The following is a 23,556-nucleotide window of genomic DNA, read 5'->3' as shown; positions in this document are numbered from 1 at the left end:
ACACCAGCCCAATACAGCCAGGGGCGGTAACCAGCGGTAGAGCCAGATGCCTGATGGTCAGAACCCAACCACCACCGAAGTGGCTAGACAACCCTGACACTGAAACCAGCGGTAGGGCGCCAGACAGAAACGACAATCACCCCGGCAACCGCGTGGATGCTGCCGGGGTGATCGAGGTATGGAGAGGTGGCGACGGATCAACCGTCGGACCGACCCGGGGTCGGCGTCAGATCAGAGCTTGTTGACCGCGAGAGCGATGGCCGACTTCTTGTTGGCGGCCTGGTTGGCGTGGATGACGCCCTTGCTGGCAGCCTTGTCGAGCTTGCGGCTGGCGGTCTGGCCGAGCTCGGCGGCCTTCGCCTTGTCGCCGGACTCGACAGCCTCACGGAAGCTGCGGATCGCGGTACGAAGGGCCGACTTCACCGACTGGTTGCGCTGGCGGTTCGCTTCATTGGTGCGATTGCGCTTGATCTGAGACTTGATGTTTGCCACGCGTGTTACCTCTGTCGTTGCTGGTGGATATGTCTGTCTGTTCGGGTCGGGCGGTCGGCCCTGGGGGCTGAACTCGCACCGGGCGGTGTCGGCGCGTGAAGCATCTCCACGGCGTCACCGCAACAGCGCACAACATTACCAGCCGGGGTCAGCCCGCCAAAATCCGTGCGTCGGGAACGACGGGCCACCGCGTCGGCCAATAAGAATCATCGTGAACTTATGTCTACGGTGGAGCCATCATGTCCGTCGTTTACGTACACATCGGCCTTCCCAAAACCGGGACCACACACCTCCAGGATCGCCTCTGGCGAAACCGCGACCTGGCGTTGCAGTCCTCCGGGTTGCTGTACCCGGGCAACGTGATCTCGGATCACTTCCATGCCGCGGTGCATCTGCAGCCGGAGCGATACCTCGACTGGGTCGATCCCGCCTTCGCCGGCACCTGGCCGACGCTCCTCGGTCAGATCCGGGCCTGGCCGCAGATCTCGTTGCTGTCGCACGAGCTGTACAGCACCGCGACCGTCGACCAGATCGAACGGTTGATGGCCGACCTGTCCTTCGCCGACGAGGTCCACGTGATAGCGACCGTCCGCGACCTCGGCCGCCAGCTCCCGTCCGTGTGGCAGGAGAACGTGAAGAACCAGCGCCGGGCGTCGTTCGACGAGTTCGTGGATTCGGTGGCCTTCGCTTCCGAGGGGCGCCGGACCGGCGGTCCCGTCGTCGTCAGTACCCCCGCTGACGATGCCCCGGCCGACGAGGTCGACGAGGAGCCGTTCTGGGAGTTCCAGGACTACGTCGGCATCCTGGAACGCTGGTCGCGTGTCGTCGGACCCGAGCGCGTCCACATCGTCACGGTGCCGCCCCGCGGGGCAGCGTCGGGCGACACGCTCTGGGATCGGTTCCTGCGCGTGATGAACATCGATCCGGTCCCGCTGCGGATCCCGGTCCCCAGCCTGAACAGCTCGCTGTCCGCGCCGCAGGCCGAGTTCCTGCGCGGCCTCAACCGCCGCCTGCAGCCGGACGCCATTGAGTGGCGCCGATACGAGCGGATCATCAAGGGGCAGGTGATCGGGGAGATCCTGTTCGAGGCACCGTCCGGCCCGCCGCAGGGACTCTCGGACAAGAGCCGGGAGTGGGCGGCGGGGGAGTCCCGGCGGATGGTCGCGGCGGTCCGCGACGCCGGCTACGACGTCGTCGGTGACCTCGACGATCTGGTGGTGTCGCCCGAACACGACGCCGGCGACGTGCCGCCGCCGTCGGACGGCGAGGTGCTCGACGTCGCGCTCGACACGATCGCGGCGATGGTGCTCGCGGCGCCCTTGCCCAAGGTCGGACCCCGTGCGCGGACGCGGGCGGCGAATGTGGTGCGCCGGGTCAAGCGGCGGGTGATCGCCGCGCGCCGATCATCCTGATCGGTGGCCCCGGAACGGCGGTGCGGCTTCGTCGATGACACGGCCGGTCGACGTCCTGCCAATTTCGGCATTCTGTAGCACCATGGCAGTTTATGACCCCCGCATCGACAAGTGCGCCAGCCAAGAAGGCGGCGCGTAAGTCCGCAGCCGCGAAAGCGGCGTCGTCCACCTCGTCGGGACGGACGGCCTCCGCCAAGTCCGGTTCGACCAAGGGTTCCGGTTCCGGCAGCCGGTCGGCGAAGGGCGCGGGCGACGCAACCACCGGGGAGAATTTCACCGGCAACTTCGGCGGGTACGCAAAAGGCCCGTACGGCAAGGCCTATGACGAGATGTTCGATGCCGCCGGCGAGGTGCGGACACCGTACCGCGGTATCTACAAGGCCATGGCCGACGAGGATCAGTCCGACCTCGTGGAGGCCCGTGTGGAGGCCCTCGGGCGTGCCTATCTCGACCAGGGTGTGACGTTCTCGCTGTCCGGCAAGGAACGCCCCTTCCCGTTGGATGTTGTGCCACGGGTGATCTCGGCGGCGGAGTGGAACAAGCTCGAGGCGGGTATCACCCAGCGCGTACAGGCGCTGGAACTCTTCCTCGACGACATCTACGGCGAGCAGGAGATCCTGCGCGACGGGGTACTGCCCAAGCGACTCGTCCACTCCTGTGAGCACTTTCATCGACAGGCGGCAAACATTCGGCCGCCCAACGGTGTTCGCATCCACGTCGCGGGTATCGACCTGATCCGCGACGAGAACGGCGACTTCCGGGTCCTCGAGGACAATCTGCGGTCGCCGTCGGGCGTCTCCTATGTGCTCGAGAACCGGCGCGCGATGGCCCGCGTCTTCCCGGACCTGTTCTCCAAACACAAGGTGCGTGCGGTCGCCGACTACCCGAGCCACCTCCTGCGCGCGCTACGCGCGTCGGCGGCGTTCAACGAGGCCGACCCGAACATCGTCGTGCTGACCCCGGGCGTGGCCAACTCGGCCTACTTCGAGCACTCGCTCCTCGCACGCCTGATGGGCGTCGAGCTGGTCGAGGGCCGTGACCTGTTCTGCCGCGACAACGTCGTGTACATGCGCACGACCGAGGGGGAGCAGCGGGTCGACGTCATCTACCGCCGCATCGACGACGACTTCCTGGATCCCATGCAGTTCCGGCCGGATTCGATGCTCGGCGTGGCGGGGCTGCTGAACGCCGCGCGCGCGGGCAACGTGGTGATCTCCAGTGCGGTCGGCAACGGCGTCGGCGACGACAAGCTGATCTACACCTACGTGCCGGAGATCATCCAGTACTACCTCGGCGAGAAGCCGAGTCTCCAGAACGTGGACACCCTACGCTGCTGGCTGCCCGACGAATGCGAGGAGGTGCTCGACCGCATCGACGAACTCGTCGTGAAACCCGTTGAGGGATCGGGCGGTTACGGCATCGTCTTCGGCCCCGACGCGACCGGCGCCGAATTGGACGCACTGGCACGCAAGGTCCGCAACGATCCGCGCGGGTGGATCGCACAGCCGGTCGTGCAGCTGTCGACGGTGCCGACGAAGATCGGTGACGCCATCCGGCCGCGCCATGTTGACCTGCGTCCGTTCGCGGTCAACGACGGTGAGTCCGTGTGGGTCCTGCCCGGCGGCCTGACCCGGGTGGCGCTGCCGGAGGGATCGCTCGTCGTCAACTCGAGCCAGGGCGGCGGTTCCAAGGACACCTGGGTGCTGGCCTCGCGCACATCCGAGGGGGACCGGGAGTTGTCGGGTGCGAAGGTCGTGACGACGAGCGGTGTCGCCGCCGCCCGGCCGGCGGAGAGCGCCCCCGACCCGGTGCACACGCAGACTCAACAGCAACAGCAGGGTTCGATGATGCAGCAGTTGGGTGGGACGCAGCAGATGGGCTCCATGATGCAGCAGTTGGGTGGGACGCAGCAGATGGGTGGCATGACGCCGCAACCGAATCCGACCACAGCGTCCGGCGGCATGACCCGACAGCAGGAGGGTGATATCCGATGATGTTGGCGCGTAACGCCGAATCGCTCTACTGGATCGGCAGGTACGTCGAGCGCGCCGACGACATGGCGCGCATCCTCGATGTCGCGATCCACCAGATCCTCGAGGACACCACGGTCGACGTCGACCGGCAGGCACGCCTGATCATCCAGGTACTCGGGCTCACCGCGCCGGAGGACGACGACGAGCTCGACGTCTGGTCGTTGACCGAACGCGTCGCCTACGACGCCGACGCGGTGGGATCGATCGTCGACCTGATCCGGGCGGCGCGGGAAAACGCCCGGGGCGCACGCGAAGTCACGTCCAGCGAGTTGTGGGAATGCCTCAACACCACCTACAACGGACTCGACGGCGCCGAACGGCGCTCGCGTCGCCTCGGTCCCCACGAGTTCCTGTCGTACGTGAAGAACCGGGCGGCGATGTTCGCGGGCCTCGCCGACGCCACCCTCAGCCACGACGACGGCTACCGATATCTGCTGCTGGGTCGGTCGGTGGAGCGGGTCGACATGACCATCCGGATGTTGCTGTCCCGCGCCGGGGATCGGACGACGTCGCCGGCCTGGGTGAACGTCCTCGTGTCCGCCGGCGGGCACGACACCTTCCTGCGGACCTACCGCGGTGTGTTGGACGCCGAGAACATCGTCGAGTTCATGCTTCTCGACCGGCTGTTCCCACGGTCCATCTTCCACGCCCTCAGCGTCGCCGAGCGCAATCTGGGTCAGCTCGAGAGTGGGCCGAGCCGGGTCGGGGCCCAGGCCGAGGCGCAGTTGCTGCTGGGCCGCGCACGCAGTTCGCTCGAGTTCCTCGAGCCCGGGAAGTTGCTCGACGATCTGCAGGACCGGCTCGTCGACCTGCAGGACACCTGCCGCGCGGTCAACGAGGCGGTCACGAAGCAGTATTTCCATGTGTCGCCCTATGTCTCGTGGGCCGACGCCCGCGTCAGCGACGGGCATGTCATCGAGGAGAGTGAGCTGTGAGCTGGCGTCTGCGTGTTGTCCATTCCACGGGCTTCGCCTACCACAGTCCGGTCACCTCGTCGTATAACGAAGCCCGGCTCACCCCGCGCAGCGACGCCCGCCAGAACGTGATCGTCAACCGGGTCGAGACCGTCCCGGCGACGAGGTCCTACCGGTACACCGACTACTGGGGTACCGCGGTCACCGCCTTCGATCTGCACGCGCCGCACAACGAACTCGAGGTCTCGGGGCTGTCGGTCGTCGAAACCGAGGCCGGACAACGCCCCGACGTGGAGGATCAGGTCTCGTGGGACGACATGAACAGCGATCACGTCATCGACCGGTATGACGAGATGCTGTCTTACACACCGTATGTCGCCCGCAACCGGTCACTGCTGTCGACCGCGAAGAAGGTGACCAAGGGGCTCACCCCCGAGGAGGCGGTCGAGGCGGTGTGTCGCTTCATCCACACCGAGATGGAGTACGTCCCCGGCACGACGGGCGTGCACACCACCGCGGTCGACGCGTGGACCGACCGCAAGGGCGTGTGTCAGGACTACGCGCACCTCACCCTGCTGATGCTCCGCGGGCTGGGCATTCCCGCCCGGTACGTGTCGGGGTATCTCCATCCCGAACCCGACGCCGAGATCGACAAGACGGTGCAGGGTCAGAGTCACGCCTGGATCGAGGCGTGGACGGGCGGCTGGTGGGGCTACGACCCGACCAACGACACCCCGATCACCGAGCAGCATGTGTCGGTGGGCGTGGGTCGTGACTACGCCGATGTGTCGCCGCTGAAGGGTATCTACACCGGCGGCGGCGCGACCGACCTCGACGTCATCGTCGAGATCACCCGGCTCGCCTAGGGTTTCGTCCTTCGGGTCACCGCCAGCCGTAGTGCCCGCGGAGTTCCTGGGCGACGGCGTCGAACGTCGTGCGGTCGAGGATCGCGCCTTCCCGGCGGATGCCGTCGTCGTCGACGACGAGTACACGGTCGAGGCGCACGAAGCTCGGCCGGCCCTGGGAATCCCATGCGCCCGACCCGAGGGGAAGCCAGTTGCCGTCGTCCCGGTGGTCCTTGCTCGACAGCATGAGCCCGAGCACGGTGTCGGACCGGTCGGCCCGGGCGTCCCGGCCGACGACCAGGACCGGCCGGTCCTTTCCCTGGTTCGGGTCGTCCTCGTAGGCGACCCAGGTCCACACGATCTCGCCGGGGTCGGCGTCGCCGTCGAGGTCGGGGGAATAGCTGATGGTGCGGGCGAGATCGGTTGTCGGCCGAAGTGCGGGCCGGGCGTTGCGACTGGTCACCGTCAGAAGTCCTCTCCGGAGATGTGGGGTAGCAGGAAGTCCTCGACCGCGTCCGAGGTGAGGGCTGCGGTGGGTTTTCTCTTCGGGTTGAGGTCGTGTCCGACCTTCTCGAGTTCGACGATGTGTGTCGGCGCATCGATGAGGCCGATCGCGCGGGTCATCTCGTCGGTGGTGCCGAACGGGTCGGTGCTCCCGTGGACCACGAGGGTCGGGACGGTGATCGACGGCAGGTGTTCGGTGCGCAGTCGGTCGGGCTTGCCCGGTGGATGCAGCGGATACGACGTCAGCAACAGGCCGTCGGCCAGAGCTGTTCCGTTCTCGGCGACGGCCATCGAGGACTGTCGCCCGCCATAGGAGTGGCCACCGACGATCAGCGGCCCGTCGGACTCGGCGCGCAGCGTTGCACACGCGGCACGGATGCCGTCTCGGTCGGCGTCGGCGGTGGACGGGCTGGGCGGACCCTTGGGTCGGCGCCGTCGATACGGCAGGTCGATCCGGGCGACGACGAACCCGCGGTCGCACAGTTCCTCGGCCAGGGCACGCAGGATCACGGCGTCGCGGTTGCCGCCTGCGCCGTGGGCGAGGACGAGCGTGGCACGTGCCGGGATCCCCGGGCGGTGTACCTCGGCGGCGACGTCGTCGGACTCGATGGTGGTGACGGTGGACGCGGACACGGCTGCCACCGTAGCGCCTTCGGAGGTGCTCGCGGACTTCTCCGATCCCTGAGGAGGCCCGGAGCCTGCGGAGGGCCGTCTCGAAGGGTGCGACGTGGCCGGACGCGCCACGCGGGGTGCTCATGAGAAACTGGAGGACAACCCGTATCCGTACCCGTTCTCTACCGAAGTTCTCGTTCGAGGAGTAGTTCCATTCCCACCTTCGCCGACACCACCTTCACCGATCCGGCACGTATCCGGAACTTCTGCATCATCGCCCACATCGACCACGGCAAGTCGACGCTGGCAGACCGGATGCTGCAGCTCACTGGCGTCGTCGAAGAGCGGCAGATGCGGGCGCAGTACCTCGATCGAATGGACATCGAGCGCGAGCGCGGCATCACCATCAAGGCGCAGAACGTCCGTCTGCCCTGGACGGTGAAGTCGGCGGAGGGCGACGAGGACTACGTCCTGCACCTCATCGACACCCCCGGGCACGTCGACTTCACCTACGAGGTGTCCCGCGCTCTGGAGGCGTGCGAGGGAGCTGTCCTGCTCGTCGACGCCGCGCAGGGCATCGAGGCCCAGACCCTCGCCAACCTGTATCTGGCGATGGAGAACGATCTCACCATCATCCCGGTGCTGAACAAGATCGACCTGCCCGCGGCCGACCCCGAGCGCTACGCTGCCGAACTCGCGCACATCGTGGGTTGCGAGCCGGAAGACGTTCTGCGTGTGTCGGGCAAGACCGGCGTCGGGGTCACCGAGCTGCTCGACGAGGTCATCCGGAAGGTGCCGGCTCCGGTGGGCGACTCCGACGCCCCGGCGCGGGCGATGATCTTCGACTCGGTGTACGACACCTATCGCGGCGTGGTCACCTACGTCCGGGTCGTCGACGGCAAGATCGTGCCGCGGGAGAAGATCCTGATGATGTCGACCGGCACGACGCACGAGCTGCTCGAGGTGGGCATCGTGTCCCCGGAACCGAAGCCGACCACGGGGCTGGGTGTCGGCGAGGTCGGTTACCTGATCACGGGTGTGAAGGACGTTCGCCAGTCGAAGGTCGGTGACACCGTCACCACTGCCCGCCGGGGTGCCGAGCAGGCGCTGACGGGGTACCGCGAGCCGCGCCCGATGGTCTACTCGGGGCTGTACCCGCTCGACGGCTCCGACTACCCGGTGCTGCGTGAGGCGCTCGAGAAGCTGCAACTCAACGACGCCGCCCTGACCTTCGAGCCGGAGACCTCGGTCGCGCTCGGCTTCGGCTTCCGCTGCGGCTTCCTCGGTCTGCTGCACATGGAGATCACCCGCGAGCGTCTCGAGCGCGAGTTCAACCTCGACCTGATCTCGACGGCCCCGAACGTCGTCTACCGGGTGGTCATGGAAGACGGTTCGGAGCATGTGGTGACCAACCCGTCGGACTGGCCGGAAGGCAAGACCCGGCACATCTACGAACCCATCGTCAAGACCACCGTGATCGCGCCGAGCGAGTTCATCGGCGCGATCATGGAGCTGTGTCAGTCGCGTCGAGGTGAGCTCGGCGGGATGGACTACCTGTCGGAGACGCGCGTGGAACTGCGGTACACGCTGCCCATGGCCGAGATCATCTTCGACTTCTTCGACGCCTTGAAGTCGCGGACGCGTGGCTATGCCAGCCTCGACTACGAGGAGGCGGGCGAGCAGGAAGCCGATCTGGTGAAGGTCGACATCCTGCTCCAGGGCGAGGCCGTCGACGCGTTCAGTGCGATCGTCCACAAGGACGCCGCCTATGCCTACGGCAACCGGATGGCGATCAAGCTCAAGGAGCTCATCCCGCGCCAGCAGTTCGAGGTTCCGGTGCAGGCCGCCGTCGGCTCGAAGATCATTGCGCGCGAGAACATCCGAGCCATCCGCAAGGATGTGCTCGCGAAGTGCTACGGCGGCGACATCAGCCGTAAGCGCAAACTGCTCGAGAAGCAGAAAGAGGGCAAGAAGCGGATGAAGACCATCGGCCGCGTCGAGGTCCCGCAAGAGGCCTTCGTGGCCGCGCTCTCCACCGACGCGGTGGGTGACAAGCCGAAGGGGAAGTGATGGGCGACGGGCAGACCGGGAGTGGGGAGACGATGACCGCAGCGCAGGGCACCAATCCGGTACTGGCGCAAAGCGGCCTGCCCTACGACCTCCCCGACTTCGCGTCGATCTCCGACGACGACTTCCTGCCGGCGTTCACCGAAGCGATGGCGTCGCATGTGGCCGAGGTGGAGGCGATCGCGGCCGACCCCGCGGCACCGACCTTCGCCAACACGATCGAGGCCCTGGAGTTGTCGGGGCGCGACCTGGCCCGGGCGTCGGGGATCTTCTTCAACCTCGTCGGGCCCGACACGAACCCCAGACGCAACGCGATCTCCCAGGAGCTGTCGACGCTCCTGACCGATCATGCGAACACGATCGCGATGAATCCGGTTCTCTTCGAACGGATCTCCGACCTCCATTCGCGCGCCGACGAACTCGATCTCACCGAAGCCCAGCGCCGGTTGCTCGACAAGCGGTACCGGGAATCGGTCCGCGCCGGAGCCGGACTGGACCCCGACGCACAGGGTGAGATGCGGGAGATCGCTTCTCGCCTGGCCTATCTCACGACGACGTTCTCCCAGAAGATCCTCGACGACACCAACGATTCGGCGGTGCTCGTCGACGATGCCGCCGAACTCGACGGTCTGTCGGCCGGACAGATCGCCGCCGCCCGCCGTGCCGCCGGCGAGGCCGGGCACGACAGCGGATACCTCGTCACACTCGAACTTCCGACGAGCCAGTCGGTGCTCACCGAATTGACGAATGCCGATGTGCGCCGGCGGGTGTTCGATGCGTCGGTGGGGCGGTGCGCCCGAGGCAACGAACACGACACCCGGGAACTGGTCCTTGAGATCGTCCGCCTGCGGGCACGCCGAGCAGAGATGCTCGGCTACCGGGACCACGCCGAATACGTGATCGCCGAGCAGACGGCGCCGGACCCGGGGGCCGTCGACGACATGCTGCGCGAGCTCAACTCCTCGGCCATGCGTGCCGGTGGCCGAGAACTCACCCGGCTCACCGAGTTCGCGGGTGACGCGCCGATCGGCCCCGCCGATCTCACCTTCTGGCTCGATCGGGAGAAGCGGTCGCACTCGGCGGTGCCGCTCGACGACTTCGCGAAATACTGCGAACTGGACGCGGTGCTGACCCGGGGTGTCTTCTTCGCCGCGAACAAGCTGTACGGCCTGACCTTTCGGGAGATCACCGATCTCCCGCTGTACCACCCGGATGTGCGCGCCTGGGAGGTACGCGACGACGCGGGCGTCGGTATCGGGCTCTTCCTCGGCGACTTCTTCGCCCGGCCGTCGAAACGCGGCGGGGCGTGGATGAACAACATCGTCGACCAGTCGTCGGTCCTGCACACCCAGCCGATCATCGTGAACGTGCTGAACCTGACCAAACCCGATGCCGGACAACCGTGTCTGCTCACGATGGATCAGCTCACCACGCTCTTCCACGAGTTCGGGCACGCCCTGCACGGGTTGCTGTCGTCGGTCGACTACCCGTCGCAATCCGGGACGTCGGTACCGCGGGACTTCGTCGAGTTCCCGTCGCAGGTGAACGAGATGTGGGCGCTGCACCCGGACGTGCTGGCGAATTACGCCCGGCATCACGAGACCGGAGAGCCGATCCCGGCCGAGCTCGCCGATGCGGCGCGGGAGTCGGCGGGAGCCGAGTCCGCGCACGGCACCATCGAATACCTCGCCGCATCCTCGCTGGACCTGGCCTGGCACCGGTTGTCGGTGGCGGAGGCCGAGGCGGTGGCCGATGTCGAGGCCTTCGAGGCGCGGGCGCTCACCGACGCGGGCCTGCACACCGAGCTGATCCCGCCGCGCTACCGGAGCTCGTACTTCAACCACATCTTCGGTGGCGGCTACTCCGCCGGCTACTACAGCTACATCTGGTCGGAGGTACTCGACGCCGAGACCGAGCAATGGTTCCTTGCCGAGGGCGGGTTGCGTCGCGAGAACGGCCGCCGGTTCGCCGACGCCACTCTCTCCCGCGGCGACAGCGTGGATCCGCTTGTCGCACATGAGGGCCTGATCGGTCGCCGGCCGCGTATCGAACCGCTGCTGCGGCGCCGGGGGCTCGCGGCCTGATCGGGTCCCGGTCATGACGACGACGCGCACCCCGCGCCGGGACCTGTCGGCGTTCGCGGTGCTGAGCATCGTGACCGCGATCGTCGTGATCGGTCTCAAACTGATCGCCTGGCGGGTCACCGGCTCGGTCGGTCTGCTCTCCGACGCGCTGGAGTCCACCGTCAACCTCGTTGCGGCGATCGGTGCGTTCGTCGCGCTGCGGGTGGCGGCGAAGCCACCGGACCGGAGCCACAACTTCGGGCACACCAAGGCGGAGTACCTCTCGGCGGTGTTCGAGGGGGTGATGATCGTCGTCGCGGCGGTCGTCATCGTCGCGACGGCCGTCGACCGCCTGCTCCACCCGGAGGAACTGGACGAAGTCGGCATGGGACTGGCGATCTCGGTGGGCGCGACGGTGGTCAACGCGGTCGTCGGCTGGGTGCTCATCCGCGCCGGTCGACGTCATCGGTCGCTGACCCTCGAAGCCGACGGCAAACATCTCATGACCGACGTGTGGACGACGGCCGGCGTCGTGGTCGGTGTGTTCCTGGTCGCCGCGACCGGCTGGCTGCCGCTCGACCCGCTGATCGCCATCGCGGTGGCTGCCAACATCCTCGTCGTGGGCGGACGGCTGGTCTGGCGATCCGGTGCGGGACTGATGGACTCGGCGCTGCCCGACGACCTGCGCGCCGCGATCGACGCCGTCCTCGCGCGTCACCGCGCCGACCGGATCGACTTCCACGACGTCCGCACGCGGGAGGCCGGCCATGAACGGTTCGTCCAGTTGCACGTGCTCGTCCCCGGTGACTGGTCGGTGCAGCGCGCGCACGACCTGGCAGAGACGATCGAGGACGAACTCCGCGCCGCGGTCGACGATCTCACCGTGACCCTGCATGTCGAACCGATCAACGACCCACGCGCCTACGAGGACTGGCGGTTGGACTGAGCGCGTTTCGGCTCGTCGCGCTCAGTGATTCGCGGGCTGGAACGTGGCCTGATGGGCGGCTTCCTCGGCCCGGATCACGTGCATCACCGCGTTGATGAGGGCGAGGTGGGTGAACGCCTGCGGGAAGTTGCCGAGGTGCTGTCCGGTCTTGGCGTCGATCTCCTCGGCGTACAGCTTGAGCGGGCTCGAGTAGGACAGCAGTCGTTCACACAGCGTCTTCGCCCGCGGCAGTTCGCCGATCTCGACGAGGGCCGACACCAGCCAGAACGAGCAGATGGTGAACGTACCCTCTTCGCCGCTGAGACCGTCGTCGGTCTCCTCGACCCGGTAGCGGAGCACCAGTTCGTTCTCGGTGAGTTCGTCGGCGATCGCGAGAACCGTTGCGCGCACCCGGTGGTCGTCCGGCGGCAGGAACCGCAGCAGCGGGACGAGTAGTAACGAGGCATCGAGCGCGTCGTCGCCGTAACGCTGGGTGAACACCCCGCGCTCGTTGACCCCGTGCGCCAGGACGTCGGCCCTGATCTCCTCCGCGGTCGCCGCCCATTCGCGCGCGTGCGCCTGCTCGCCGTGCATCGTCGCGAGGCGTGATCCGCGGTCGAGCGCGACCCAGCACATCACCTTCGACGACGTGAAATGCTGCGGCTCCCCACGCACCTCCCAGATGCCGCGGTCGGGGTCCTTCCAGTGCTTGATCGCTTCTTCGACCTGGGCCTTCAACACGGGCCACAGCGTCTCCGGCACCGCCTCGTGCGATTTGATGTTGAGGTACACCGAGTCGAGCATCGTGCCCCAGATGTCGTGCTGTGCCTGGTTGTACGCGCCGTTGCCGATACGGACCGGCCGGGCGCCGTCGTAGCCGGAGAGATGGGTCAGCTCTTCCTCTTCCAGGGTGCGTTCGCCGCCGACGCCGTACATCACCTGCAGCGGATGACGTTCCCCGTTGGTGATGCCCGAGACATCGGCGATGAAGGAGAAGAAGTCGTCGGCCTCGCGGTCGAGACCGAGCGTGTACAGACCCCACAGGGCGAAGGTCGAGTCCCGCACCCACGCATAGCGGTAGTCCCAGTTGCGTTCGCCCTGAGGTGTTTCCGGCAGCGACGTGGTCGCGGCGGCGAGCAGCGCACCGGTCGGGGAGTAGGTGAGTCCCTTCAGCGTGAGGGCCGAACGCTGCAGATGTGAGCGCCACGGATGATCGGGGAAGCTGCCGATGTTGATCCATTGCCGCCACGACTCGCTTGTCGCCCACATCTTCTGGGCGGCTTCCTCGAAGTTCTGCGGCGCCGGCTGCCGGGACCAGCTGAGTGCGACGAAGCGGTTGTCGCCTTCGACGAGCCGGGTACGTGCCCGCGCTTCGCGACCTTCCAGACCCAGCCGGAGGTCCGTGGTGAGTTTCAGGGTGGGCGTGTCGGCATCGGTGTCCCTGGCGGTCGCGATCGCCTCGCCGTAGGCCGGGCCCGAGTACTCCCACTTCGTCGTCCCGCGGTGGTAGTCGAAGGCGGGTTCGCAACTCATGTGCAGTTCGACGGTGCCGGACACGCAGCGCACGGTGCGCAGCAGGATGTGTTCGGCGTCCCAGTCGGTGGGTGTCCGGCGGTGCGTCTTCGAACGACGTTCGTTGTCGTGCCACGGACCCATGACCAGTGCGTCACGGACGATGATCCAACCGGTGTCGGTCTGCCAGGTGGTCTCGACCATCAGGCTGCCGGGCAGGTAGCGCCGATCCACCGGGACGTTCACGCCGTAGGGCGCCAGTCGGAAGTGGCCGGCGCTACGGTCGAGGATGGCGCCGAAGACGCTCGGGGAATCGGGCCGGGGTATGCACATCCACTCGACGGAGCCGTTGCGCGCGATGAGACAGTTGGTCTCGGTGTCGGACAGGAACGCGTAGTCGCCGATCGGCGGGAAGGCGCTCGTGTGCGACGGTGCCGGGGGAGCCGCCGGGGAGACGTCGGCGTCGGCCGCGGTCCCGGATGCCCGCGGCGGCACGGTCGGCAGGGACGTTACGGTGGAGTCATCTGCGACAGACATGAGTTCCATCATTGCGACGGGTTCTCGCCGACGCCACTCGGCTCCCGTGAGCGAGACGGTGGCGGTGATCACGGACTCGGAGTGACGCAGATGCCGCGGACGGGTATACGGCTCCCCGCGGGAACGGATGCACGGATGACGGGGTGATGAGGTGTCGGCGTTCTTCGACTGGTGGGACAGCGTGGAGGAGTGGCTCACGGGCCTGTCCTTCGTGCCCCAGTTGCTGGTGACCGTCGCCGTCGTGATCCCGGTGGCGATCCTCATCGCCTACGTGCTCAGTCTGCTGGTCGACGCCGCCGCCACGCTGGTCGACCGACGCCGCTTCGCCGACGACGACGGGACCGGATTGTGAAGAAGATACTGCGTTCGCCGGTCACCTTCGCGCTGCTCGCGCTGCTGGTCCTGGTCATCATTGCCTGGCTTGTCACGGGCTGAGCGTCCCGAGCTGGTCGTCGCCGGTTGATCGGTGGGTTCGGCGCCCCTTCGTGACGGCCCTCCGCAGGCTCCGGGCCTCCTCAGGGAGCGGGTGGTGTTCCGGCCCCTGCGCAGTATGACGAACTCGCTGCGCCTTAGGGTGCGCCCACTTTACTGCTCCCTGAGGAGCGAGCTTGCGAGCGTCACGAAGGGTCTTCGCAACCCCGGTCGCCCAGACCCTTCGTGGCTTCGTCGCTATCGCTCCTCGCACCTCAGGGAGCAATGGGGGTCGCTTCTTTCCGCATTAGGGAGCAGGGGTTGTGGGTTTCCCTAGGGACCCACAGCGCGGCGAACTGACGGTTCAATGTCCGGCGGGGACAGCTCGCTGATCCGCCGCCGTGCGGTAGAGCGACCCGATCGCCTCGATGACGTCCGGATGGGTGCCGAGGGGACCGGCGACGAGGGTGTCGTCGACCAGGGCGTCGAGAGCCGACTCGACCCGCTCGGTGAGCAGTCCGGCCGACAGGAAGTACGGACTCACCGCGATACGTCGGGCACCGCCGGCGCGGAGTCGGCGCACGGCCGAGACGACGGCGCGATCGTGCGGCCCCAGCTTGGTCGCGAAGACCACCTCGACCGGACGGTGGAGCCGTGTCGACAGTTCGATCGCCCGTAGGCGCACCGAACGATCGGCGGCCGGGTCGGAGGACCCGACCGCGGACAGGATCACACCGTCGTGCGGGCCGAGGCCGGCCTCGATCAGACGGTCCGCCAGTGCCCCGGCCAACGACCGGGTCCCCATGACGTCGGTCTGCCGGGCGGTCGGTCGTCGCGACGCGATGATCGACGGTAGGTCGATCTTGTGGTGGTACCCCGCCGACAGCAGCATCGGTACGACGACCGGACCGTGGTGCGTCGAATGCGCCCCGTCGAGCTGTCCGAGAACGTCGCCCACGAGTGGCTCGTCGAGGTCGAGATAGGAGAGCACCACCTCGACACCGGGCAGGCTCGACGCGACGGCGTTCCGCACACGGCGCGCGGTCGCGCCGAAGCGCGGATCGCGACTGCCGTGTGCGGCGAGGACGAGAGTCGGTGTCACACCAACTCTTTGAGATGGAGCGGCGCCAAGGCGTCGCCCACGAGGCCTGCGGCCAGCGTGTTCCCGCCCTGCGGGTCGATGAGCAGGAAGCTGCCCGACTCCCGGTTGACCTGGTAGTCGTCGGCCGGGATCGGCTCGGCGGTCTGCACCGAGATACGCACGATCTGGTTGAGTTCCACCGATTCCGGAGCCTCCATCAGGGCGAGGTTCTGCTCGTCGAACAGCGCGTCGAGGGCGCCGACGATCGCCTGGGTGGTCTTGGTGCCGTGCTTGAGGAGCAGGCGAGCGCCCGGGCGCAGGGGCTTCTCGGCGAGCCAGCAGACCGTTGCGCTGAACTGCTGCAACGGTTCCGGGGCGTCAGCGGCGGCGGCGATGAGGTCACCGCGCGAGATGTCGACGTCGTCTGCCAGCAGGATCGTGACACTGCGTCCGGTGTGCGCGGTGGGCAATTCGCCGTCGGCGGTGTCGATCTTGCTGACGGTGGTCCGCTGCCCCGACGGCAGGACGACCACCTCGTCGCCGACGGAGACCCGGCCGGCGGCGATCTGACCCGCGTAACCGCGGTAGTCGGGGTGTTCCGGCGTGCGGGGACGGATGACGTACTGGACCGGGAACCGCAGGCCGACGTCGTTGCGCTCCACCAGATTGGGCACGGTCTCGAGATGCTCGATGAGTGTCGGCCCGTCGTAGAAGGAGGTCGTCTCCGAGCGGTGGGCCACGTTGTCGCCGTGCAGCGCCGACACCGGGATCGCGGTGACCTGCTCGTCGGACCAGCCCAGCGATCGGGTGAGTTCGGCGAATTCAGCGGAGATCTCGGCGAACACCGACGCCTGATCGGTGACGAGGTCGATCTTGTTGACCGCGAGCACCAGCTGGGGCACGCCGAGCAGGGCCATCACCGCGGCATGGCGGCGGGTCTGGGCGACGACGCCGGTGCGGGCGTCGACGAGCAGGATCACCAGCTGCGCAGTCGACGCACCCGACACCGTGTTGCGGGTGTACTGGACGTGCCCGGGGGTGTCGGCGAGCACGAACGAGCGCGCGGGAGTGGCGAAGTAGCGGTAGGCGACATCGATGGTGATGCCCTGTTCGCGCTCGGCCCGCAGCCCGTCGACGAGCAGCGACAGGTCCGGGGTGTCGAGACCGCGGTCCACCGACGCCTTCGTGACCGCGACGATCTGGTCGGCCAGAACGGATTTCGTGTCGTACAGCAGGCGGCCCACGAGCGTGGACTTACCGTCGTCGACGCTGCCCGCGGTCGCGATGCGGAGGAGATCAGGAGCGTGCTTCATCAGAAATATCCTTCGCGCTTACGGTCTTCCATGGCGGCCTCGGAGACCCGGTCGTCGCCACGGGTGGCGCCACGCTCGGTCAGCCGCGACGCCGCGACCTCGGCGAGCACGGCCTCGTTGTCCGTGGCGTCGGACAGGACCGCGCCGGTCGAGGAGCCGTCGCCGACGGTGCGGTAGCGCACCGAGAGTCGCTGCACCTCTTCGCCTTCGCGGGGACCGCCCCAGACTCCCGAGGTCATCCACATGCCGTCGCGCTGGTAGACCTCGCGCTCGTGGGCGTAGTAGATCGACGGGAGGTGCACCTGCTCGCGAGCGATGTAGCGCCAGATGTCGAGCTCGGTCCAGTTCGACAGCGGGAACACCCGCACGTGCTCGCCTGGGGCGTGGCGGCCGTTGTAGAGGTTCCACAGCTCGGGGCGCTGTCGCTTCGGGTCCCACTGGCCGAAGGCGTTGCGCAGCGAGAAGATCCGCTCCTTGGCGCGCGACCGCTCCTCGTCGCGGCGACCGCCGCCGAACACCGCGTCGAAACGGTTCTCGGTGATCGCGTCGAGCAGGGGGATGGTCTGCAGCGGGTTGCGGACTCCGTCGGGGCGCTCGGTGAGCCGACCGTCGGCGAGGTAGTCCTCCACCTTGGCCACATGCAGCCGCAGGTTGTGCCGTTCCACGACCTGGTCACGGAACTCGAGGACCTCGGGCAGGTTGTGCCCGGTGTCGACGTGCAGCAGCGAGAAGGGCAGTGGCGCAGGCCAGAACGCCTTGAGCGCGACGTGCAAAAGCACGGTGGAGTCCTTGCCGCCGGAGAACAGGATCACCGGCCGCTCGAACTCGCCCGCGACCTCGCGGAAGATGTGGATCGCCTCGGACTCCAGGGCGTCGAGTGTGGTGAACTCGTCGGCCTCCGCGGCGGCGCCGCTCGTCTGGGCAGCGGCGACGCCGGGCGTCGCCGGAACGGACGGTGTTTCGGTCACGGTCATGCGTGCAGCCCACATTCTGTCTTGGCGCGACCGGCCCAGCGGCCGCTGCGCGGATCGGATCCGGGTTCGGGTTTGGCGGTGCACGGTGCGCACCCGATGGAGGGGTATCCCTCGTCGACGAGCGGATTCACCAGCACGCCGTTGGTGTCGATGTAGTCCTGCATCGTCTCGTCGGACCAGGCCGCGATCGGATTGATCTTGACCAGTCCGAAGCCCTCGTCGAAGGAGATGAGCGGGGCGTTGGCCCGAGTCGGTGCCTCCACACGACGGATGCCCGTGATCCACGCGTCGTACCCGGCGAGTCCGGCCTTGAGCGGCACGACCTTGCGCAGGCGGCAGCATTCGCCCGGGTCGCGCGCGAAGAGGTTGCGCCCCAACAGCTCGTCCTGCTCGGCGACGCTCTGCTCGGGGGTCAGGTTCACCATCTCCACGCCCGGTCGAGCGAAGCGAGGGGCAGAATGGTTATAGACCTGCTCGACGGCGTCGCGGGTGCCGATGGTCTCGGCGAAGTGGTACCCGGTGTCGAGGAAGAGCACCTTGACGGGGTCGCCGTCGAGGAGCTCACGGTCGATGTTCTTCACCGCGAGGTCGACCAGGGCCGCGTCCTGCATGTTCGACGCGACGACGAAGTTGGTGCCGAAGGTCTGCGCGGTCCAGCGGATCAATTCCTCCGGGGTGGCGTCGGAACCGAGGTCTGCAGCACCCTTCTCGGCGATGTCCCGCAGCTGGTCCTCGCTGAAGCGCCGGCCCGTACGGGTGGTGGTCTCGATGGTCATCGCAGCGCCTCCTCATCGGCACGAACGGCCCACTGCGCGAACCGTTCACCCTCTTCGCGTTGGTCGACGAAGTTGCGGACCACGCGCTCGATGTAGTCACCCAGTTCGGTGCCCAGCACCTTGTGCTGGCGCAACTTGCGACCGAAACCCGAGTCCAGGCCCAGGCTGCCGCCGAGGTGGACCTGGAAGCCGTCGGTCTGGTTGCCGTCGGCGTCCTCGACGAGCTGTCCCTTGAAGCCGATGTCGGCGATCTGCGACCGTCCGCACGAGTTGGGGCAGCCGTTGATGTTCACCGTGATCGGCACGTCGAGCTGCGCGTTGATGTCGGCCAGCCGCTCGTCCAGTTCCGGGGCGAGGACCTGCGAGCGCTTGCGGGTCTCGGTGAACGACAGCTTGCAGAATTCGATGCCGCTGCACGCCAGCAGGTTCCGGCGCCACCGCGTGGGCCGGCCGTGCAGGCCGAGCGGCTTGAGCTCGTCGATCAGCCACTCGACCTTGTCGTCGGGGACGTCGAGGACGATCAGCTTCTGGTACGGGGTGAAGCGCACACGGTCGGAACCGGCCTCGGCGACCGCGTCGGCGGTCTTGGTCAGGATCGTGCCCGAGACGCGACCGGCGATGGGGGAGAAGCCGATCGCGTTGAGCCCGTTGCTCAGCTTCTGCACACCGATGTGGTCGATCGGGCGCTCGGGCTTCTCCGGCGCCGGGCCGTCGATCAGCTTGCGACCCAGGTACTCGTCCTCGAGCACCTGGCGGAACTTCTCGATGCCCCAGTCCTTGACGAGGAACTTCAGCCGCGCCTTGGCGCGCAGACGCCGGTACCCGTAGTCGCGGAAGATCGAGACCACGGCCTCCCAGACGTCGGGCACTTCGTCGAGCGGCACCCAGGCGCCGACGCGCTGGGCGAGCATCGGGTTGGTGGACAGTCCGCCGCCGACCCAGAGGTCGAGTCCGGGGCCGTGCTCGGGATGCACGACGCCGACGAACGCTACGTCGTTGATCTCGTGGACCACGTCCTGCTGGCCCGAGATCGCGGTCTTGAACTTGCGCGGCAGGTTCGAGTACTTCGGGTCGCCGATGTAGCGGCGCACGATCTCGTCGATGGCCGGGGTGGGGTCGAGGACCTCGTCGAGGGACTCGCCGGCGAGCGGCGAACCCAGCACGACGCGGGGGCAGTCGCCGCAGGCCTCGGTGGTCTGCAGCCCCACGCCCTCGAGGCGCTCCCAGATGGTCGGGACGTCCTCGATGCGGATCCAGTGGTACTGGACGTTCTCCCGGTCGGAGAGGTCGGCGGTGTCGCGGGCGAACTCGGTGGAGATCTCACCGAGGGTGCGCAGCTGAGCGACGTTGAGCGCACCGCCGTCGCAGCGCACCCGCATCATGAAGTGGCTGTCTTCGAGGATGTCGATGTTCTCGTCGCCGGTCCAGGTGCCGTCGTAACCCTCGGCGCGCTGGGTGTAGAGACCCCACCAGCGCATCCGGCCGCGCAGGTCCTGTTTGTCGATCGAGTCGAAACCCTGCTTGGAATAGATGTTCTCGATGCGCGCACGCACGTTGAGCGGGTTGTCGTCCTTCTTGACCTGCTCGTTCGGGTTCAGCGGCTCGCGATAACCGAGCTTCCACTGACCCTCGGCGCGGCGCTTGGTCGGACGGGCCTTGCGGGCCGGGCGCGCGGGCTTCGCGGCGGCCGGCTCTGCAGCGGCAGCGTCGTTCGGTGCACCCGGACCGGAAGCGGCGGGGGCGTCGGTGGTGGACGTCATGAACTCTCCTGTGCCGGCGCACAGGGCCGGCGTTCGTTGCACGAGTTACGGGCTGAAACGTGCCGGCATCCCCAGGGAATCGGGGACAAATCGGGGCCGAGACGTCGCTAGATGCGACAGAAAGCGCTGTTGACGCGCTTGAGATCAATGTGGCGGCGAGCTGCGAGCCACACCCCGGGGAAAATCACGCGGTCCATAGTGCCACGCTCCCTATCGGCTCGTCTACTTGGGGTTATTTTCCATCATGATGATGGAAACCAGGCCGGCCTCCACGCCTGCCTGCGCCGCACAACGCCGTCGAGTACTGCGCTGTTCCCGATCTGGGCGACGATTTCCTTCCACGTCGCCGCGATCGGCATCATGGAACGGTGAACGTCGACACCACCACCATCGCAGCCGACCTGGTCGCCGCTGCGTGCCGCGAGGTCGACACGGACGTACCACTCGCGCTGTACCTGCACGTCCCGTTCTGCGCGACCCGGTGTGGGTACTGCGACTTCAACACCTACACGGCGGGTGAACTCGGTTCGTCGTCGTCACCGGAATCGTGGCAGCACGCGGTCGCCCGCGAACTCGAGGCGGCATCGCGGATGCTGGCCCCCGGCCGGCCGGTCTCGACGATCTTCGTCGGCGGGGGCACGCCGTCGCTGCTCGGCGGCGACGGCCTCACACGACTCCTCGACGCCGTCCGGGTCCACTTCGACCTGTCCGACGACGTCGAGATCACCACCGAGTCGAATCCGGAGTCGACCTCGCCGGAGTTCTTCGACGACCTCCGGTCCGCCGGTTTCACCCGCATCTCGCTCGGCATGCAGTCGGCCGCCGCACACGTGCTCCGGCTGCTCGATCGCACGCACACCCCGGGTCGGGCGGTTGCGGCCGCCAGGGAGGCACGAGCCGCCGGGTTCGACCACGTCAACCTCGACCTGATCTACGGCACGCCCGGCGAGACCGACGCCGACCTGCACGCCACCGTCGACGCGGTGCTCGACGCCGGGGTCGACCATGTGTCGGCCTACGCGCTGATCGTCGAGGACGGCACCGCGCTCGCCCGTCGCATCCGGCGCGGGGAGATGCCCGCACCCGACGATGATGTCCTCGCCGACCGCTATCAGATCCTCGATCGTCGTCTGCGTGCGGACGGACTCGACTGGTACGAGGTGTCGAACTGGGCGCGCGGCAAGAAGTCGGTGTGTCGTCACAACATCGCCTACTGGCACAGCCACGACTGGTGGGGCATCGGTCCGGGGGCGCATTCCCACGTCGCCGGCGTGCGCTGGCTGAACGCCAAACATCCCGCGCGCTACGCGAAGTCGCTGGCGGACGGGGTCTTGCCGATCGCTTCGGCAGAACAGCTGACCCCCGAGGATCGGCACCTCGAGGCCGTCATGCTGACCACCCGATGCCGCAGCGGACTGCCGCGCGATCTCCTCGACGACGCCGAGACCGCGCATGCCGAACAGCTCCGGGCCGACGGACTGCTCACCGCGGCCGACGACGCCTACGTGCTCACCGACGCGGGTCGGTTGCTGGCCGACGGCGTGATCCGCCGCGTGCTCTGGGGCTGACGCGGGGCCGGTTGTCGGCCTACCAGCTCTGATCGGGGCGAGGCGGACTCGTCCAGCCCGTCGATCGCGCACCGCGCCGATGCGCACCGGGGCCGTCGGGCGTGGTCGGGGGACGGCGCGCCGGGATCTCGGCGGTGTCCTCGAGTTGCTCGTCGAGGGGTTTGGCCGCGTCGGACAGGTCCAGGGCGTCGAGGTCGAGGGTGCGCGCGTGGATGATGTGCCGGTTGCGCAGCGCCGACCGCACCGCGCGATGCAGTCCGTCCTCGAGGTAGAGCTCGCCCTCCCACCGCACGACGTGGGCGAACAGGTCGCCGTAGAAGGTGGAGTCCTCGCTGAGGAGCTTGTCCAAGGCGAGGACCTTGGTGATCGGCGTCAGCTGGTCGAGCCGGAGTTGCCGCGGCGGGATCTTGGCCCAGCCACGCGTCGACAGCCCGTGGTCGGGATAGGGCTTGCCCTCCCGCACCCCCTTGAAGATCATGCGAACTCCTCCGACGCCTCTGCCTCGACGATTGCTGCTCTGCGACGATGCGCCGACGGTCAGTGCGCGACACCACGCCGTGGCACGGTGATCGCGATCCCATTTCGTACTATGGAACGCACCCAACTGTATGGCAGGGGATCCGAGTCAGGAGGTGTGCCGCGTGTCTACCACCGATGATCGTCGCTTCGAGATCTTGCGGGCGATCGTGACCGACTACGTCGACACACAGGAACCGATCGGTTCGAAGGCGCTCGTGGAGCGACACCAGCTGGGGGTGTCGAGTGCCACCGTCCGCAACGACATGGCGGTCCTGGAGGCCGAGGGATACATCACCCAGCCGCACACCAGCTCCGGCCGGGTACCCACCGACAAGGGCTACCGGATGTTCGTCGACCGGATCAGCGAGATCAAGCCGCTGTCGGCCGCCGAGCGCCGGGCGATCCTCTCGGTGCTCGACTCCGGCGTCGACCTCGACGACGTGCTCCGGCGCTCGGTGCGGCTCCTCGCCCAGCTGACGAGACAGGTCGCGGTCATCCAGTACCCGGTGCTGTCGGCGGCGACCGTGCGTCACCTCGAGGTCGTCACCCTGTCTCCGTCGCGTCTGCTGCTGGTCGTCATCGTCGACAACGGCCGGGTCGAACAGCGCATGGTGGCGCTGAGCGAAGACCACGACGAGGACGAGATCGCCCGGTTGCGCGATCTGTTCTCGGCCGCACTGCACGGCAAACGGCTCGAAGCCGCGTCGGCCGCGGTCGCCGAGCTCGCCAACTCCGCGCCCGAGGATCTGCGCGGTGCGGTCCTCAACATCGCCACCGTGCTGGTGGAGACCCTCGTCGAACGCGGTGACGATCGGCTGGTGCTGGGCGGCACGTCGAACCTCGCGCGGTCGGCGGCCGACTTCACCCCCGTCGTCGGCGGGATGGACACCGTTCTCGAGGCGCTCGAGGAGCAGGTGGTGGTGCTCAAGATCTTGGCGACGACCCAGGACATGGGCCAGGTCACGGTGCAGATCGGCGAGGAGACCCGGACCGAGAACCTGCGTGGGACCTCGGTCGTGTCGACAGGGTACGGTGCTTCGGGAACCGTGTTCGGCGGCGTCGGTGTGCTCGGCCCCACACGGATGGACTATCCGGGAACCATCGCCTCGGTGGCGGCCGTTGCCAAGTACATCGGCGAGGTGCTCGCCGAACGATGATCGCTGTTTCTCCATGATCGCTGTCGGGCACACCGCAGCGTCGACGACGGCCGCTCGCGAAGAGGAGCCGGGACGACGGCG

General features: G+C 67.7%; 20 protein-coding genes. 10 read left to right on the top strand and 10 right to left on the bottom strand.

The features are described 5' to 3' along the window. Positions 1 to 231: 231 nt before the first annotated feature. A complete protein-coding gene (rpsT, locus tag FFS52_RS16345) occupies positions 232 to 492 on the bottom strand; it encodes a 30S ribosomal protein S20 (RefSeq protein WP_004023072.1) in 261 nt (86 codons plus the stop codon). Positions 493 to 731: 239 nt separating this feature from the next. On the opposite strand from rpsT, the gene FFS52_RS16340 reads away from it, so the two are divergent. From FFS52_RS16340 to FFS52_RS16325, 4 genes are all read left to right on the top strand, one after another. Continuing rightward, positions 732 to 1,904 carry a sulfotransferase family protein gene (locus FFS52_RS16340; protein ID WP_137810294.1) on the top strand — a complete coding sequence of 391 codons (1,173 nt, stop codon included), beginning with the start codon at positions 732 to 734 and terminating at the stop codon, positions 1,902 to 1,904. Between the two features lie 92 nt (positions 1,905 to 1,996). After that, on the top strand, positions 1,997 to 3,898 hold the full coding sequence (locus FFS52_RS16335; RefSeq protein WP_137810293.1) for a circularly permuted type 2 ATP-grasp protein: 1,902 nt from the start codon (positions 1,997 to 1,999) through the stop codon (positions 3,896 to 3,898). Then, the gene (locus FFS52_RS16330; protein WP_058252096.1) at positions 3,895 to 4,872 is read left to right on the top strand and encodes an alpha-E domain-containing protein; all 978 of its coding nucleotides are present in this window, start codon (positions 3,895 to 3,897) and stop codon (positions 4,870 to 4,872) included. The genes FFS52_RS16335 and FFS52_RS16330 overlap by 4 nt, the downstream gene beginning before the upstream one ends. Beyond that, positions 4,869 to 5,717, top strand: coding sequence for a transglutaminase family protein (locus FFS52_RS16325; RefSeq protein ID WP_137810292.1), 849 nt, complete (start codon positions 4,869 to 4,871; stop codon positions 5,715 to 5,717). The genes FFS52_RS16330 and FFS52_RS16325 overlap by 4 nt, the downstream gene beginning before the upstream one ends. 16 nt (positions 5,718 to 5,733) lie before the next feature. Here the strand turns inward: FFS52_RS16325 and FFS52_RS16320 are convergent, their stop codons facing one another. Continuing rightward, entirely contained in the window at positions 5,734 to 6,159 is a 426-nt protein-coding gene (locus FFS52_RS16320; protein WP_137810291.1) for a type II toxin-antitoxin system PemK/MazF family toxin, read from the bottom strand. 2 nt (positions 6,160 to 6,161) lie between these two features. Continuing rightward, positions 6,162 to 6,842 carry an alpha/beta fold hydrolase gene (locus FFS52_RS16315; RefSeq protein WP_137810290.1) on the bottom strand — a complete coding sequence of 227 codons (681 nt, stop codon included), beginning with the start codon at positions 6,840 to 6,842 and terminating at the stop codon, positions 6,162 to 6,164. Positions 6,843 to 7,025: 183 nt separating this feature from the next. Between FFS52_RS16315 and lepA the strand changes: the two genes are divergently transcribed. Genes lepA through FFS52_RS16300 form a run of 3 tightly spaced genes read left to right on the top strand, consistent with a single transcriptional unit; the run spans position 7,026 to position 11,888 of the window. Further along, complete coding sequence (gene lepA, locus FFS52_RS16310; RefSeq protein ID WP_078112904.1) at positions 7,026 to 8,882, top strand: translation elongation factor 4; 1,857 nt, start codon at positions 7,026 to 7,028, stop codon at positions 8,880 to 8,882. 32 nt (positions 8,883 to 8,914) lie between these two features. Further along, complete coding sequence (locus FFS52_RS16305) at positions 8,915 to 10,963, top strand: M3 family metallopeptidase (protein WP_137810289.1); 2,049 nt, start codon at positions 8,915 to 8,917, stop codon at positions 10,961 to 10,963. 13 nt (positions 10,964 to 10,976) lie between these two features. After that, positions 10,977 to 11,888: a cation diffusion facilitator family transporter gene (locus FFS52_RS16300; protein ID WP_137810288.1), complete on the top strand. Its 912-nt coding sequence runs from the start codon at positions 10,977 to 10,979 to the stop codon at positions 11,886 to 11,888. 21 nt (positions 11,889 to 11,909) lie between these two features. Here FFS52_RS16300 and FFS52_RS16295 read toward each other — a convergent pair whose 3' ends face one another. Beyond that, positions 11,910 to 13,916: a glycoside hydrolase family 15 protein gene (locus FFS52_RS16295; protein ID WP_137810287.1), complete on the bottom strand. Its 2,007-nt coding sequence runs from the start codon at positions 13,914 to 13,916 to the stop codon at positions 11,910 to 11,912. 151 nt (positions 13,917 to 14,067) lie between these two features. Between FFS52_RS16295 and FFS52_RS16290 the strand changes: the two genes are divergently transcribed. Next, positions 14,068 to 14,268: a hypothetical protein gene (locus FFS52_RS16290; protein WP_055475487.1), complete on the top strand. Its 201-nt coding sequence runs from the start codon at positions 14,068 to 14,070 to the stop codon at positions 14,266 to 14,268. 423 nt (positions 14,269 to 14,691) lie between these two features. Here FFS52_RS16290 and FFS52_RS16285 read toward each other — a convergent pair whose 3' ends face one another. The 5 genes from FFS52_RS16285 to FFS52_RS16265 are packed head-to-tail and all read right to left on the bottom strand — an operon-like array spanning position 14,692 to position 20,231. Continuing rightward, positions 14,692 to 15,429: a CbiX/SirB N-terminal domain-containing protein gene (locus tag FFS52_RS16285; RefSeq protein WP_137810286.1), complete on the bottom strand. Its 738-nt coding sequence runs from the start codon at positions 15,427 to 15,429 to the stop codon at positions 14,692 to 14,694. Further along, positions 15,426 to 16,721: a GTP-binding protein gene (locus FFS52_RS16280; RefSeq protein ID WP_137810285.1), complete on the bottom strand. Its 1,296-nt coding sequence runs from the start codon at positions 16,719 to 16,721 to the stop codon at positions 15,426 to 15,428. The genes FFS52_RS16285 and FFS52_RS16280 overlap by 4 nt, the downstream gene beginning before the upstream one ends. Further along, a complete protein-coding gene (gene cysD, locus FFS52_RS16275; RefSeq protein WP_171011656.1) occupies positions 16,721 to 17,710 on the bottom strand; it encodes a sulfate adenylyltransferase subunit CysD in 990 nt (329 codons plus the stop codon). The genes FFS52_RS16280 and cysD overlap by 1 nt, the downstream gene beginning before the upstream one ends. After that, a complete protein-coding gene (locus tag FFS52_RS16270; RefSeq protein ID WP_137810283.1) occupies positions 17,692 to 18,471 on the bottom strand; it encodes a phosphoadenylyl-sulfate reductase in 780 nt (259 codons plus the stop codon). Before FFS52_RS16270 ends, cysD begins: the two co-directional genes overlap by 19 nt. Continuing rightward, a complete protein-coding gene (locus FFS52_RS16265; protein ID WP_137810282.1) occupies positions 18,468 to 20,231 on the bottom strand; it encodes a nitrite/sulfite reductase in 1,764 nt (587 codons plus the stop codon). Before FFS52_RS16265 ends, FFS52_RS16270 begins: the two co-directional genes overlap by 4 nt. Positions 20,232 to 20,599: 368 nt before the next feature. Between FFS52_RS16265 and hemW the strand changes: the two genes are divergently transcribed. Then, the gene (gene hemW, locus FFS52_RS16260) at positions 20,600 to 21,799 is read left to right on the top strand and encodes a radical SAM family heme chaperone HemW (RefSeq protein WP_137810281.1); all 1,200 of its coding nucleotides are present in this window, start codon (positions 20,600 to 20,602) and stop codon (positions 21,797 to 21,799) included. Between the two features lie 19 nt (positions 21,800 to 21,818). Here the strand turns inward: hemW and FFS52_RS16255 are convergent, their stop codons facing one another. Beyond that, on the bottom strand, positions 21,819 to 22,277 hold the full coding sequence (locus FFS52_RS16255; RefSeq protein WP_058252083.1) for a type II toxin-antitoxin system VapB family antitoxin: 459 nt from the start codon (positions 22,275 to 22,277) through the stop codon (positions 21,819 to 21,821). Between the two features lie 163 nt (positions 22,278 to 22,440). On the opposite strand from FFS52_RS16255, the gene hrcA reads away from it, so the two are divergent. Beyond that, positions 22,441 to 23,475: a heat-inducible transcriptional repressor HrcA gene (hrcA, locus tag FFS52_RS16250; RefSeq protein ID WP_055475525.1), complete on the top strand. Its 1,035-nt coding sequence runs from the start codon at positions 22,441 to 22,443 to the stop codon at positions 23,473 to 23,475. The last annotated feature ends 81 nt before the right edge of the window (positions 23,476 to 23,556 follow it).

This window comes from Gordonia sp. ALPHA1B1, from assembly GCF_005502615.1.
GTDB classification, from domain to species: Bacteria; Actinomycetota; Actinomycetes; order Mycobacteriales; family Mycobacteriaceae; genus Gordonia; species Gordonia hongkongensis.
The sequence above is the reverse complement of the archived record's forward strand: the minus strand, read 5'-3'. Positions and strand labels throughout refer to the sequence as shown.

Bases quoted from the DNA above. Each gene is read 5' to 3' on its own strand.
- FFS52_RS16295 (WP_137810287.1), bottom strand. From the start codon at position 13,916: ATGTCTGTCGCAGATGACTCCACCGTAACGTCCCTGCCGACCGTGCCG.
- FFS52_RS16335 (WP_137810293.1), top strand. From the start codon at position 1,997: ATGACCCCCGCATCGACAAGTGCGCCAGCCAAGAAGGCGGCGCGTAAG.
- FFS52_RS16270 (WP_137810283.1), bottom strand. From the start codon at position 18,471: ATGACCATCGAGACCACCACCCGTACGGGCCGGCGCTTCAGCGAGGAC.
- FFS52_RS16300 (WP_137810288.1), top strand. From the start codon at position 10,977: ATGACGACGACGCGCACCCCGCGCCGGGACCTGTCGGCGTTCGCGGTG.
- FFS52_RS16305 (WP_137810289.1), top strand. From the start codon at position 8,915: ATGACCGCAGCGCAGGGCACCAATCCGGTACTGGCGCAAAGCGGCCTG.
- FFS52_RS16280 (WP_137810285.1), bottom strand. From the start codon at position 16,721: ATGAAGCACGCTCCTGATCTCCTCCGCATCGCGACCGCGGGCAGCGTC.
- FFS52_RS16265 (WP_137810282.1), bottom strand. From the start codon at position 20,231: ATGACGTCCACCACCGACGCCCCCGCCGCTTCCGGTCCGGGTGCACCG.
- FFS52_RS16255 (WP_058252083.1), bottom strand. From the start codon at position 22,277: ATGATCTTCAAGGGGGTGCGGGAGGGCAAGCCCTATCCCGACCACGGG.
- cysD (WP_171011656.1), bottom strand. From the start codon at position 17,710: ATGTGGGCTGCACGCATGACCGTGACCGAAACACCGTCCGTTCCGGCG.
- FFS52_RS16330 (WP_058252096.1), top strand. From the start codon at position 3,895: ATGATGTTGGCGCGTAACGCCGAATCGCTCTACTGGATCGGCAGGTAC.
- FFS52_RS16340 (WP_137810294.1), top strand. From the start codon at position 732: ATGTCCGTCGTTTACGTACACATCGGCCTTCCCAAAACCGGGACCACA.